Raw genomic sequence first — 12,737 nt, 5'->3', positions numbered from 1 at the left:
CGTTGAAAAAGCGGGGCCGCATCGCAAAATCGGTTTTTTGTCTGCTTAATGAGCAACCATACGCGATTTCGGACTGTCGCACTTACCACTCCGCCATTTGGGCGCTACCATAGCGGGATTGCAATGACAGGAGATGTCCATGAGCGAGCAAGCCATTCGTTTAACGCAATACAGCCACGGAGCCGGTTGCGGGTGTAAAATTTCCCCTAAGGTGCTGGAAACTATTCTGCAAAGCGACCAGGCCAAATTTATCGACCCGAATCTGCTGGTGGGCAACGAAACCAGCGATGATGCCGCCGTCTACGATCTCGGCAACGGTACGTCGATCGTCAGCACCACCGACTTTTTTATGCCGATCGTCGACAACCCGTTCGACTTTGGGCGCATTGCGGCGACCAACGCCATCAGCGATATTTTCGCCATGGGCGGTAAGCCGATTATGGCGATCGCTATTCTCGGCTGGCCCATCAATACCCTGGCGCCGGAAATTGCCCGTCAGGTGGTTGAGGGCGGGCGCTTTGCCTGCCAGCAGGCGGGGATCGCGCTTGCCGGCGGTCACTCCATTGACGCTCCGGAACCCATCTTCGGGCTTGCCGTGACCGGCATCGTTCCGACCGAGCGGGTGAAGAAAAACAGCACCGCGCAGGCCGGCTGCAAGCTGTATCTCACTAAACCGCTGGGTATTGGCGTGCTGACCACCGCGGAGAAAAAGTCGCTGCTGAAGCCTGAGCACCAGGGGCTGGCGACGGAAACCATGTGCCAGATGAACCTCGTCGGCTCGGCGTTCGCCAACATTGACGGCGTGAAGGCGATGACCGACGTCACCGGTTTCGGACTGCTGGGCCACCTCAGCGAAGTGTGCCGCGGCGCGGGCGTACAGGCGCAGCTTACCTATGCCGATATCCCGAAATTACCCGGCGTCGAAGCCTACATCGCGGCGGGGGCGGTGCCGGGCGGTACCGGGCGTAACTTCGCCAGCTACGGTCATCTGATGGGCGAAATGCCGCCAGAGTGGCGCGATCTGCTGTGCGATCCGCAAACCTCCGGCGGTCTGCTGCTGGCGGTAACGCCGGAAGCCGAAGCTGAGGTGCAGGCTGCCGCCGCTGAATTTGGTATCACGCTTAGCGCTATCGGCGAGCTGGTTACCGCCCGCGGCGGACGCCCCATGATTGAGATCCGTTGATTTCATGCGGCTGTTTATTGCAGAAAAACCGAGTCTCGGCCGCGCCATCGCCGAGGTGTTGCCAAAACCGCATCGCAAAGGCGATGGCTATATTGAGTGCGGTAACGGGCAGGTGGTCACCTGGTGCATTGGCCACCTGCTGGAGCAGGCCCAGCCCGACGTCTATGATGCGCGCTATGCGCGCTGGAACCTGCTCGACCTGCCGATCGTGCCGGAAAAGTGGCAGCTCCAGCCTAAGCCCTCGGTGACCAAACAGCTTAATGTGATTAAGCGTTTGCTCGGCGATGCGCAGGAAGTCATTCATGCAGGTGACCCGGACAGAGAGGGGCAACTGCTGGTGGATGAGGTACTTGACTATCTGCAGCTGGCGCCGGAAAAGCGTCAGCAGGTGCAGCGCTGTCTGATAAACGATCTTAACCCGCAGGCGGTGGAGCGGGCGATTAACCGCCTGCGCGCCAACAGCGAATTTGTTCCGCTGTGCGTCTCGGCGCTTGCCCGCGCCCGCGCCGACTGGCTGTACGGGATCAATATGACCCGCGCTTACACTATCCTTGGCCGTAACGCGGGTTATCAGGGGGTGCTCTCGGTCGGGCGCGTGCAAACGCCGGTGCTTGGCCTGGTGGTACGCCGCGATGAAGAAATTGAAAACTTCGTCGCCAAAGACTTCTTCGACGTAAAGGCGCATATCGTTACCCCCAAGGATGAGCGTTTTGTCGCCACCTGGGTGCCCAGCGAGGCCTGCGAACCGTACCAGGATGAAGAGGGGCGACTGCTGCATCGCTCGCTTGCCGAGCACGTCGTCAAGCGCATTGAGGGCCAGCCGGCGACGGTCACCGCTTATAACGATAAGCGGGACTCTGAGCCAGCGCCGCTGCCGTTCTCCCTCTCGGCGCTGCAGATTGAAGCCGCGAAACGCTTTGGTTTTAGCGCGCAGAACGTGCTGGATATCTGCCAGAAGCTGTATGAAACCCATAAGCTGATTACCTATCCGCGTTCGGATAGCCGCTACCTGCCGGAAGAGCATTTTGCCGGCCGCCATGCGGTGCTGAACGCCATCAGCGTGCACGCGGCGGATCTGCTGCCGCAGCCGGTGGTGGATCCGGAGATCCGCAACCGCTGCTGGGACGATAAAAAGGTCGATGCCCACCACGCGATTATTCCGACCGCCCGCAGTTCACAGGTGAAGCTCAGCGACAACGAAGAGAAGGTTTATGGCCTGATTGCCCGCCAGTATCTGATGCAGTTCTGCCCGGATGCGGTGTTCCGCAAATGTCAGATCGATCTTGATATCGCCAACGGCAAGTTCGTGGCCAAAGCGCGTTTTCTGGCGGAAGCGGGCTGGCGAACCCTGCTGGGCAATAAAGAGCGCGATGAAGAGAATGACGGCATGCCGCTGCCGGTGGTGGCAAAGAATGACGAACTGTTGTGCGAAAAAGGCGAAGTGGTGGAGCGGCAGACCCAGCCGCCGCGTCATTTTACCGATGCGACGCTGCTATCGGCGATGACTGGTATTGCCCGCTTTGTGCAGGATAAAGACCTGAAGAAGATCCTGCGCGCAACGGACGGACTCGGTACGGAGGCGACCCGCGCCGGGATTATCGAACTGTTGTTCAAGCGCGGCTTCTTAACCAAAAAAGGGCGCTATATCCACTCTACCGACGCCGGGAAGGCGCTGTTCCATTCGCTGCCTGAAATGGCGACGCGTCCGGATATGACCGCCCACTGGGAGTCGATTCTGACGCAAATCAGCGAGAAGCAGTGCCGCTATCAGGACTTTATGCAGCCGTTGGTCGGTACCCTGTTCCAGCTTATCGACCAGGCCAGGAGCACGCCGGTACGCCGCTTCCGCGGAATTGTGGCCCCGGGCGACGGCAAGAAGAGCTTTAGCAAGGGGAAAGGCCGAGCCAAAGCGAAAGATAAAAAATCCGCCTCCGGCCCCGCGGCGGAAAGCCCGCAATAAAAAACCCCGGGAAGCCGGGGTTTTTCAATTATGCGCCTAACCCATATACCGGGTTCATTCAGCGAGTGGACTTAAATAACGCCCTGCGCCAGCATTGCGTCGGCGACCTTCACGAAACCGGCGATATTCGCGCCGCGTACGTAGTTGGTCTGCTTCGCTTCACCGCCGTATTCAACGCAGGCGTGGTGGATATCCAGCATGATATGGTGCAGACGGGCATCCACTTTCTCCGCTTTCCAGCCCATGCGGGCGGCGTTTTGCGCCATTTCCAGACCTGAAGTGGCTACTCCGCCGGCGTTCGCCGCTTTACCCGGCGCGAACAGCACGCCCGCTTCGAGGAATAGATCGGTCGCCGCAATAGTGGTTGGCATGTTGGCGCCTTCCGCGACGGCCTTCACGCCGTTGGCAATCAGCTGACGGGCAGCGTCGACGTCCAGCTCGTTCTGCGTGGCGCATGGCAGAGCGATATCCACCGGCACGGACCACGGCTGTTTGCCTTCAAGGTAGGTCAGGCCGAACTCGCGCGCGTAATCCGCCACGCGGCCGTGGCAGCGCTCTTTAATGTCGATCAGGCGCGCCAGTTTTTCTTTGGTGAAGCCAGATTCATCAACCACGGTACCGTTGGAGTCGGAAGCTGTAATCACCCGTGCGCCGAGCTCCATGGCTTTTTCAATCGCGTACTGCGCCACGTTGCCCGAACCGGACACCGCGACGCGAGCCCCTTCAAAGCCCAAACCGTGGCGCTTAAGCATCGCTTCGGTGAAGTAAATCAGACCATAACCGGTGGCTTCCGGACGAATCAGGCTGCCGCCGAAGGAGAGACCTTTACCGGTGAATACGCAGGCGCTGTTGTTGGAGAGCTTACGCATCATCCCGGCCATAAAGCCCACTTCACGACCGCCCACGCCGATATCACCGGCCGGCACGTCGGTATCCGGGCCGAGGTGGCGATAGAGTTCGGTCATCAGCGCCTGACAGAAACGCATCACTTCGCCATCGCTTTTGCCTTTGGGATCGAAGTCGCTGCCGCCCTTACCGCCGCCCATTGGCAGGGTGGTCAGAGCGTTTTTGAAGGTTTGTTCAAAACCGAGGAATTTCAGAATCGACAGGTTTACGGAGGGGTGGAAACGCATGCCGCCCTTATAAGGGCCGATGGCGGAGTTGAACTGCACGCGCCAGGCGCGGTTAACCTGAACCTGATTGCGGTCATCAACCCAAACGACGCGGAACTGGATAGCACGCTCCGGTTCAACCAGACGTTCCAGCAAATTCATCTGACGATAGCGCGGATTTTCCTCAAGGAATGGCCACAGGGTGGTCATCACCTCGCGGACCGCCTGAGCAAATTCAGTTTGATTTGGATCGCGCTGTTGAACGCGGGCGAGAAAACCTTCCAGAGTGCACGTCTGATCCATAGATATAAGTTCCCCTTATGGTTGTGGTTGCGTCTATTTATTATGATTCGGCCCTTGAAAAAGCCGATTTTCCGACTATACCATCGGAAATCGTTAGTTAAGCAAGGAAAAATTGTTCAGAAAGCAAAATTTATAATCAGGCGGTGGTCATAATCAAAAGCGATGACAACCACCTGACAAAATTAGCGGGAATGGAGAGCGGCGCGCTGGGCGATAAAGGTTTCGAGCAGGGGAATATCGGCTGGCGCAAGAGGAAAGGTTAACGCCTCCTGCGGTGAACACCAGCGCAGCTGGCTGTGGTAGCGGGCGCTGGGTTCACCGTGAAAATGTGGAACCCACCAGGCGTGAAGATGAATCAGGCGGGCGGAAACTTCGCGCTGATGGCTGGCGATATAGCATTCCGGCCAGGCGTCGATCGCCAGCTCTTCCTGGAGCTCACGCGCCAGCGCCTGGGCCTGGGTTTCGCCGGGTTCGACTTTTCCTCCGGCCAACTCCCACATTCCCGGTTGATCCGCGTGGGGCGGCCGCTGCGCCAGCAGAATTTGCCCATCGCGTTCGATAATGGCGGCAACAACATCAAGGGTTTTTAGCATGTGAATCATCGTTCTGTACAGGATAATGGCCTATTATCACCGTCCTTGTCCCCGTCAAACAACCCTGAATCCGCTGGAGAGACTTTGTGCTTGACCGTCATTTGCATCCCCGCCTGAAACCTGTCCTTAACGCTGCCGCCGGCTTGTTGGATCGTCCGGCTATCTCTCCCGATGGCCTGACGCTATTTGGCTTTGCGATTGGCGTGCTGGCGCTGCCGTTTTTAGCCCTGGGCTGGTATCCGGCGGCGCTGGCGGCGATCGTGCTCAATCGCCTGCTGGACGGCTTAGACGGCGCGCTGGCCCGGCGACGCGGATTGACCGATGCCGGCGGTTTTCTCGATATTTCGCTCGATTTCTTGTTTTACGCTCTGGTGCCGTTTGGCTTTATTCTTGCCGATCCGGCGCACAACGCGCTGGCGGGCGGCTGGCTACTATTCGCGTTTATCGGCACCGGTAGCAGCTTTCTCGCCTTTGCCGCGCTGGCGGCTAAGCATCAGATCGATAATCCGGGCTATGCCCATAAATCGTTTTATTACCTTGGCGGGCTGACGGAAGGGACGGAAACTATCGCGCTGTTTGTGCTGAGCTGCCTGTTCCCGGCGTGGTTTGCGTGGCTGGCGTGGATTTTTGGCGCGCTGTGCTGGCTGACGACCTTTACGCGGGTGTGGAGCGGATACCTGACCCTGAAGCAGGTCAGAGATTGATGGGCAGGTTTTTCCCGGCTCGCGCTGCGCTTAGCCGGGCTACGGTGCCGCAGTCGTCAGCGGTCCGGTGCGCCAGCGTCGTCTTCGGGAAATACGCCGGGACGAATGCTTCCCGGCGGTTCATATGGTCAACAGGCGAATTACATACTGCTTTCCGGGCCGCGTTCCCCGTGCGAGACCGGGTTTTTCGAGTTGCTGCTCCACTCGTACCAGCCGCCGTCGTAGACCGAGACGTTGTTCCAGCCCATCGCCCGGGCATACATAAAGGTTTCTGAGGCGCGCCAGCCGGTACCGCAGTAAAAAGAGACCTGCTGGTTTGGCAGAATATTCCATGATTTCCACATCGCGGCGATATCATCTGCGCTACGCATGGTGCCGTCTGGATTATGGAAATCCTCCATATGGGTGGAGTCGCTTCCGGCATGGCCCCAGCGGGCGCCGGCAATTTCCCCCATCGGCTTGATATAGCTGTAGCCGCTGGTGGTGCCGATAAACTCCGGCCAGGAACGAATGCTCACCAGCGAGGCGTCCTGACGGTGCAGCAGGGCGCGAGCCTGCTCGGTATTGAGCATCAGCTGCGGCTGACCCGGGATCGGTGCGCCGAACTCCGGCTCGGGCTTCTGCTTCGGCGGGGTTCCGCGCTCGACCGGCAGCCCGGCGTCGGACCAGGTTTTCCAGCCGCCGTCGAGCAGGCGCACATCCTTCACTCCGGCGTAAAGCATGATCTGCGCCACGCGGGCGGCGGCATACACGTCGCGACCGTACAAAATCACCGTGGTGTCATGGCGAATACCGTGTTTTGCCAGCATCGCTTTAAGCTGCGCGTCGGAGACTTTGTTCCATAGCGGCTCGCTCTCCACCTCGTTGGTATCGATATACCCGGCGCCCGGAATATGGCTCAGCAGATAAAACTTCGGCGCGCCCCAGGCGGCCTCGAACACCTTCCAGTGTCCGGCAGGCGCGGCGGTGACCGGTTTATCCTGCTGGAGGTCGTGCAGCCACTGCGGATACACCAGCTGTTCAAAGTGCGGCAGCTTCTGCAGGCGCTCTGCCTGGCTCAGGGCGTCGTCAAGCGAGCTGAGATGAGTGAAACCTGCGGCCTTAAGGCGCGCCGCGACTTTCGCGTTGTCGTCGGCATCGCCGTACAGCGCAATTGGCGTTGAGGCCTGCAGATTGTGCAGCTTAGCCCAGGCGCCCAGCTGTTCGTCGGTCATTGCGCTAAGCCAGCCGGCGGCGAGGTTGAGCGCCTGTGGTTCATGGCCCTGAGGGCCATTGGCGCCTTGCGGCCAACCGTTATAGAAAGCGCTAAGACGCGTATCAATGGCGACGCCATTGTGCTGTTGCAGCGTGGAAAGCGTTAGCGTTGGCATAGTTTCAGCGGCGGAGGTGGAAGCGGCAGCAAGCCCCATCAGCAGGGCGAGTGCGGTCAGTTGAGAAACACGTTTCATCGAAATGCCCGACAGTAGAAAATTGAGCGGCAATTCTCCGCGTTATAAGCGGAGAATTCTTTGCGATAGCGCAGGCTTTCATTGCCAGATCCCCATATGCAAGCAGCGCCCTCCGGAGGGCGTATCCTGGTCATCATGCGTGACCAGCACCGCGGGGATCGCCTGCCGCGCGAGTTCGTTGAACACCCAGCGGCGAAAATCGGCGCGCAGCGCAACGTCGAGGCGATTAAATGGCTCATCCAGCAGCAGCGCCCGCGGCCTGGCCAGCAGGGCACGCAGCAGGCTGACCCGCGCCCGCTGGCCGCCGGAAAGCGTCGCCGGATCGCGAGTATAGAATCCCGCCAGACCGGCGCGCTCCAGCGCCTGCTCGACCCGGGCTTTGCGCTGTGGGCCGCTAACGTCAGAGGCAAGCGCCAGCAGCAGATTTTGCCCGACGCTGAAGTGGTCGAACAGCAACGCATCCTGGAACAGAATGCCGATACGGCGCCGCTCGGTGGGTAAACTGTCGCAGCGCTGATTATCCAGCCACAGTTCGCCCGCGGCGTGGAAGCTCTCTTCCAACGCGCCGATCATCCAGGAGAAGAGCGTTGATTTGCCGCTACCGGATGGCCCCATCAAGGTCAGGACCTCGCCGGGAGCAACGGAAAAATCGACGTTGCGCAGCAGAGGCTCTTCTTTGAGGCGCAGAGTAAGGTTTTTGACGATCAACATTAGCGTAATCCTTGTCGATATCGGCCGATCAGCCAGGCCAGCAGCGCGGTGGCGGCAAAAAACAGCGCCGGTAACAGCAACTGCCACAGCGCCTGCGCGGCGAGGGTGGACGTATCGCCGCCGCTGCTCAGCGCCACCGCTTCGCTGGTCAGGGTCACAACCCGTCCGCCTCCCAGCCATAACGTCGGCAGATATTGCGCGATGCTTACCGAAAAGCCCACCGCCAGCGCCGTCAGCAGCGGACGGGTCAGAGCGGGTAACGTGACCAGCCAGAAGATGCGGCCTCGTTGCCAGCCGAGGGTGCGGGCGACGAGCTCCGCGCGCGGATCGCGAGCGCGCCACGCGGGACGCAGAATAAACAGCATCCACGGTACGACCCACAGCAAATGCCCCCATAAAACGGTGAGCCATTCGCCGTCCTGCCACGTATACAGCGCCAGCTGATATTGACCGTCCACCAGCGGCAGCGCCGGTAAAATCAGCGGCAGCCAGATCCATTCGCCGAAGCGGGAGGGGCCCAGCGCCAGCCATAGCAGACAGATGACCACGCCGATCGATGCTGAGCATAGCCCAAGCCACAGGCTGTTGCCGACGCTATCTTGGACCGGCAGGCTAGTCTGCGCCGCCGCGGCAAGCAGCAGGGCGCAGGCCACCCCACACAGCGGTAGAAGAAGGGCGAAGCTTTTCCCGGCTAGCGCCCGCGGCTGCGGGCGACGGATCCCCTTAACCGGCGGGATCCGTCGTCGCCAGATACCCCAGACTCCCCATGCCGCCAGCGTCATCATAGCGAGGGTCAGCAGCAGTATCAGACTGGCGAGGGCGCCTTTCGCCTGCTGGTGCTCATCGCCCTGGCTTAACCATTGCCAGGCAAGCACCGCCAGGGTCGGCGGGTTGCCCGGCCCGATCACCAGCGCGACGTCGACCGCCGAAAGGCTCCAGGCGGCAGTCGCCAGCAGCACTATCGACAGCGCCGGAAGCAGGGTGGGTAACACCAACCACTTCAGGCACTGCCAGCGTCCGTAGCCGAGGCTTTTTAATACCGTTGCCTGTCCGGCGAGGCGTTTTTCACCCAGCAGACCGTAAACCACCCACAGCAGGAACGTGCTCTCTTTAATCGCCATCGTCAGGCCCAGTCCGATGCCGTAGCGGTCGATCGGCGGGTTAAGGAGCGGGAAAAGGCGAGAGAGCCAGCCGCCTTCGGCAAACAGCAGCAGGGCGGCAGTAGCGAAGGCCACGTGGGGCACCGCCAGCAGCAGCGGAAGCCTGGCCGCCAGCCGTCGCCAGCCGCCCGACGGCCAGAGCGCGGCCACGACGGTGAGCGTGATAATTAGCGCGCCGCCCACCGACAGCAGGGTTGAGACGAGAGTCGCCGCCAGCGCCTGACCAAACTGCGGGTCGGCAAACAGCGACTGCCAGAGGGAGAGGCGAAGCGCCGGAAGCGCCATTAGCCCAGCGGCCGGCAGCAGCGGCAGATAGATCAGCGCGATGGCGGCCCAGATCAGCAGCCTTAGTGCGTGCCGTAGCGGCGCAGCCATTCCTGCTCCAGCGCTTCTACCCAGGCCGCGTGCGGTTCACCCAGCATCGGCGGCATATTCTGCGGCACAACGGCGTTAAAGGCCTGCCGCTCAGTGTCGCTTAATTTCGCTGGATCCAGCACGCTGGGGTCGCCCCATACCGCCGGGTCGGCTTTGCGCAGCTGGGCCTGCGGCGAGAGCAGGAAATTCGCCACCACTTTCGCCCCCGCCGTCGCCCGGGCATTGGCCGGGATCGCCACAAAGTGGACATTACCGAGCATCCCCTGGCTGAAGCCGAAGCCGTAGCTGTCTTCAGGTAGCTCACCGCTGGCCGCTTTTTGCGGCGCGTGCAGCGGGTTAAAGGTGATGGACAGCCTGAGGGTCCCACTCTTCAGCATGGCATCCATGCGGGCGGGCGAAGCCGGGAAGTCACGGCCCTGGCGCCATAGCAGTGGGTGAAGCTGGTCAAGATAGTGCCACAGCGGCGCGCTCACGGCGGCGAAGGTGGCCTCCTCAGGCGGCTGGCGCAGCGCGTCGGGCCGCGGGGTCAGCGTCAGCAGCAGCTGTTCAAGAAACGCGGTACCGGTAAAATCCGGCGGACGCGGATAGGTGACGCTGCCGGGATGCGCGGCGACGAAAGCCAGCAGCGCCTGCGGATTTTGCGGCGCGTTGGGCGTTTGTGAACGGCGAGCGATAAAGGTGAGCTGCGCGCCGCCCCACGGGGACTCCGCCCCATCGGTCGGCAGGGAGAAATCCTCGCGCACCGGCTTTTGCGTATCAACGAAGCGCCAGTTGGGCAGGGTTTCCGCCCACCGGGTTTGCAGCAGACTGGCGTTTTTCAGGGTGCGGAAGTTCTCGCCATTTACCCACAGCAGATCGATGGAACCACCTTGACTACGTCCGGCGCGGGCTTCGCTCTGGATGCGCTTGACCGCATCGGCGGCATCGGCAATATGCACTATGCGCAGGTCGATAGCGTAATCGCGCTTCACCTCACCGCTGACCCAGTCGAGATAGCGGTTAACCGCCGGATCGCCCCCCCAGGCATTAAACCACACCGTCTGGCCGCGGGCTTCTTGTAGCGTGGATTGCCATCCCGCGCTGGCGGCCAGCGGGGAGAGCAACAGTAAAGCGAAGACCAACATACTGCGCATAACCGCTCCTTATGATTTTGAATCGGTTGGGATCCGGCACCATCCTTGGGCGGGGATCGCCATGGCTGAATTAAAGCGCGCCGACAGGTTTTGTAAACCGATCAGCGCCGTGAGTTCGGTGAGCGTGCGGGCGTCAAACTGACCTGCCAGCCTGTTGCGCAGCGCATCGTCGACCACCGGCGGCGTCATGCTGGCCGCCTCGGCATACTCCAGCGCCAGCCGCTCGCGCTCGCTGAATAGCGCGCTGTCCCGCCATTTGGCGACCGCCAGCAGTTTATCGCTGCCGCCGCTGCGTTCCGCCAGCTTCATATTGGTGATATCAATGCAAAACTCGCACAGGCACAGCTGCGCGACGCGGGCGCTGACCAGCGAGCGCAGCACCGGATCGAGGGGCGAACGCTTACGCTCCAGATAGCCGACGAACATCGACACCAGGTAAAACACCAGCGGAATACGGCCCCACCAGCGGATAGGGCTGAGTACCTCGCCGTAGTGGCGGCGATGCAGCCAGGCCTGCGGGCGAAGAATCAGCGGAATGGACTTCAGAGGGGGTAAGCTCATCGTGAACGCCTCTTTTGTTGTTCAAGATAGAGCGCTTTCGCGACCACCACCACAATGGCCAGCGCAAACAGGATCGATAAACCGGTGACCAGCCAGAAGGTGCCGCCGGTCAGCAGGCTGCCGGTCCACGAATAAACTATCGTCGCGGGCAACTGGCCGAGGCCGGTGGCCAGCATAAAGTGGCGAAAGCGCATTGACGTCAGCCCGGCGGCGTAGCTCACCGGATCGAATGGCACGAAGGGCAGCAGACGGCAGATTAATATGGTGTGTTTGCCATAGCGGGTAAAAAAGCCATCCATACTCTGTAATACATTTTTGCCGGTGAGTTTTTCCACCGCCTCTCGGCCAAGCGCTCTGGCGATAAAAAAGCACAGCGCCGCCCCGGCCATAGCGCTTACCCACGACAGCGCGCCGCCCCAGAAAGCCCCGAACAGGGAGGCGTTGGCAAAGGTGATCAGAAAGGCGGGAAGCGGGGCGATAATCGCCTGCAGAATCATCAGCGCGAAGGAGACCAGCGCCGCCTGCGGGCCCCAGGCGTCGATAAAGCGTTCAACAGCTTGCTGATCGAGCGTGGCAAAGGCCTCGAGGCTGCGCTGCATAAACCCATGTACGCCGGGTATCAGCCACCATGCCAGCAGAAGCGCAAGCAGCGTAATGCCAATGGCTATCCGCGAGAGCGCGTTGCTATTTTTCATCGTTAGACCGTAAACGTGGCGTAGCGATCCGCCGATAGCGGGCATAGCTTTTCGCCGCCTGAATCAGGGCAAATAAGGCCAGCCCCGCGAGCGTCAGTTTCAGTACAAACAGGGGGGTGACACCATCGCGAATAAGCTCGCTGGCCATCAGCGTATAGATAAATATGCCGGGCAAGGTGGTGAGGGTGGAAATAAAGGTAAACGTCCAGAACGGAATCGCCGTCAGGCCATAGGCGTAGTTCTGGATATTATAGGGAAACAGCGGGATGAGCCGGGTCAGAATTAAAAAATCGGCGCCGCTACGGGCGATGCCTTTTTCAATGGCCTGAAATATCGCCGTCTGCCCGATGTATTTAAGCAGCAGCTCGCGGCCCAGCCAGCGGGCGAACAGAAACGACAGGGAAGAGGCGAACGTCGCCGCCAGCAGCGACAGCAAGGTCCCCGCGAGCGGACCAAAAATGACTCCGCCGGCAATCACCAAAATAGAGCCCGGTATTAAAAACAGGGTGGCGACGATAAACAGCAGAATATAGAGCGTATAGCCGAAGGCGCCGCTCTGACGGATGGCCTCGCGCAGACGGTCAAAATGGGTAACCAGCTCGGCAAAACCCGACTGCTGAATAATACAGGCGACAATGCTCAATACGACCACAACAAAAAGCAGCTTATACTCTGCTTTATGACGGCTTCTTTTGCATTGGGTTCTCCTGTATTGCGCGGCGGTCAAAAGTGCGCGCGACAGTATAATAGTTTGCCGCCGTTCACAATCGCTGACGGCGGCTTTTTTGATATGGCTCAG

Annotated in this window: 12 protein-coding genes; 3 read left to right on the top strand and 9 right to left on the bottom strand. The window is 60.4% G+C overall.

Features of this window, described 5'->3' with window-relative positions; all coding sequences use genetic code 11:
• Nucleotides 1–139 precede the first annotated feature (139 nt).
• Complete coding sequence (gene selD, locus EGY08_RS03280; protein ID WP_049115134.1) at nt 140–1,183, top strand: selenide, water dikinase SelD; 1,044 nt, start codon at nt 140–142, stop codon at nt 1,181–1,183.
• Nucleotides 1,184–1,187: 4 nt separating this feature from the next.
• Complete coding sequence (locus tag EGY08_RS03275) at nt 1,188–3,143, top strand: DNA topoisomerase III (RefSeq protein WP_123828213.1); 1,956 nt, start codon at nt 1,188–1,190, stop codon at nt 3,141–3,143.
• Nucleotides 3,144–3,214: 71 nt separating this feature from the next.
• Here EGY08_RS03275 and gdhA read toward each other — a convergent pair whose 3' ends face one another.
• Complete coding sequence (gene gdhA / locus EGY08_RS03270) at nt 3,215–4,558, bottom strand: NADP-specific glutamate dehydrogenase (RefSeq protein WP_004121398.1); 1,344 nt, start codon at nt 4,556–4,558, stop codon at nt 3,215–3,217.
• 182 nt (nt 4,559–4,740) lie between these two features.
• Nucleotides 4,741–5,151, bottom strand: coding sequence for a pyrimidine (deoxy)nucleoside triphosphate diphosphatase (locus EGY08_RS03260; protein WP_032742132.1), 411 nt, complete (start codon nt 5,149–5,151; stop codon nt 4,741–4,743).
• 86 nt (nt 5,152–5,237) lie between these two features.
• Here EGY08_RS03260 and EGY08_RS03255 point away from each other — a divergent pair, with 86 nt between their 5' ends.
• The gene (locus EGY08_RS03255; protein ID WP_004121392.1) at nt 5,238–5,855 is read left to right on the top strand and encodes a CDP-alcohol phosphatidyltransferase family protein; all 618 of its coding nucleotides are present in this window, start codon (nt 5,238–5,240) and stop codon (nt 5,853–5,855) included.
• Between the two features lie 140 nt (nt 5,856–5,995).
• Here EGY08_RS03255 and EGY08_RS03250 read toward each other — a convergent pair whose 3' ends face one another.
• From EGY08_RS03250 to EGY08_RS03220, 7 genes are all read right to left on the bottom strand, one after another.
• On the bottom strand, nt 5,996–7,303 hold the full coding sequence (locus tag EGY08_RS03250; RefSeq protein ID WP_123828212.1) for a rhodanese-like domain-containing protein: 1,308 nt from the start codon (nt 7,301–7,303) through the stop codon (nt 5,996–5,998).
• A 78-nt stretch (nt 7,304–7,381) separates the two neighbouring features.
• The gene (locus EGY08_RS03245) at nt 7,382–8,014 is read right to left on the bottom strand and encodes an ATP-binding cassette domain-containing protein (protein ID WP_112166368.1); all 633 of its coding nucleotides are present in this window, start codon (nt 8,012–8,014) and stop codon (nt 7,382–7,384) included.
• Nucleotides 8,014–9,549 (bottom strand): ABC transporter permease subunit, encoded by a 1,536-nt coding sequence (locus EGY08_RS03240; RefSeq protein WP_123828211.1) that lies wholly within the window; start codon nt 9,547–9,549, stop codon nt 8,014–8,016. The genes EGY08_RS03245 and EGY08_RS03240 overlap by 1 nt, the downstream gene beginning before the upstream one ends.
• Nucleotides 9,522–10,682 carry an ABC transporter substrate-binding protein gene (locus EGY08_RS03235; RefSeq protein WP_123828210.1) on the bottom strand — a complete coding sequence of 387 codons (1,161 nt, stop codon included), beginning with the start codon at nt 10,680–10,682 and terminating at the stop codon, nt 9,522–9,524. Before EGY08_RS03235 ends, EGY08_RS03240 begins: the two co-directional genes overlap by 28 nt.
• Nucleotides 10,683–10,691: 9 nt before the next feature.
• The gene (locus EGY08_RS03230) at nt 10,692–11,243 is read right to left on the bottom strand and encodes a carboxymuconolactone decarboxylase family protein (protein WP_123828209.1); all 552 of its coding nucleotides are present in this window, start codon (nt 11,241–11,243) and stop codon (nt 10,692–10,694) included.
• Nucleotides 11,240–11,938: a TVP38/TMEM64 family protein gene (locus tag EGY08_RS03225; RefSeq protein WP_049115357.1), complete on the bottom strand. Its 699-nt coding sequence runs from the start codon at nt 11,936–11,938 to the stop codon at nt 11,240–11,242. The genes EGY08_RS03230 and EGY08_RS03225 overlap by 4 nt, the downstream gene beginning before the upstream one ends.
• A complete protein-coding gene (locus EGY08_RS03220; protein ID WP_123828208.1) occupies nt 11,928–12,590 on the bottom strand; it encodes a TVP38/TMEM64 family protein in 663 nt (220 codons plus the stop codon). The genes EGY08_RS03225 and EGY08_RS03220 overlap by 11 nt, the downstream gene beginning before the upstream one ends.
• Between the last annotated feature and the right edge of the window lie 147 nt (nt 12,591–12,737).

Origin of the sequence: Klebsiella sp. FDAARGOS_511, assembly GCF_003812845.1 — a bacterium.
Taxonomy (GTDB): domain Bacteria; phylum Pseudomonadota; class Gammaproteobacteria; order Enterobacterales; family Enterobacteriaceae; genus Klebsiella; species Klebsiella grimontii.
The sequence above is the reverse complement of the archived record's forward strand: the minus strand, read 5'-3'. Positions and strand labels throughout refer to the sequence as shown.

Coding starts and splice junctions, on each gene's coding strand:
- selD (WP_049115134.1), top strand. CDS start 140: ATGAGCGAGCAAGCCATTCGTTTAACGCAATACAGCCACGGAGCCGGT.
- EGY08_RS03275 (WP_123828213.1), top strand. CDS start 1,188: ATGCGGCTGTTTATTGCAGAAAAACCGAGTCTCGGCCGCGCCATCGCC.
- gdhA (WP_004121398.1), bottom strand. CDS start 4,558: ATGGATCAGACGTGCACTCTGGAAGGTTTTCTCGCCCGCGTTCAACAG.
- EGY08_RS03260 (WP_032742132.1), bottom strand. CDS start 5,151: ATGCTAAAAACCCTTGATGTTGTTGCCGCCATTATCGAACGCGATGGG.
- EGY08_RS03250 (WP_123828212.1), bottom strand. CDS start 7,303: ATGAAACGTGTTTCTCAACTGACCGCACTCGCCCTGCTGATGGGGCTT.
- EGY08_RS03245 (WP_112166368.1), bottom strand. CDS start 8,014: ATGTTGATCGTCAAAAACCTTACTCTGCGCCTCAAAGAAGAGCCTCTG.
- EGY08_RS03240 (WP_123828211.1), bottom strand. CDS start 9,549: ATGGCTGCGCCGCTACGGCACGCACTAAGGCTGCTGATCTGGGCCGCC.
- EGY08_RS03235 (WP_123828210.1), bottom strand. CDS start 10,682: ATGCGCAGTATGTTGGTCTTCGCTTTACTGTTGCTCTCCCCGCTGGCC.
- EGY08_RS03230 (WP_123828209.1), bottom strand. CDS start 11,243: ATGAGCTTACCCCCTCTGAAGTCCATTCCGCTGATTCTTCGCCCGCAG.
- EGY08_RS03225 (WP_049115357.1), bottom strand. CDS start 11,938: ATGAAAAATAGCAACGCGCTCTCGCGGATAGCCATTGGCATTACGCTG.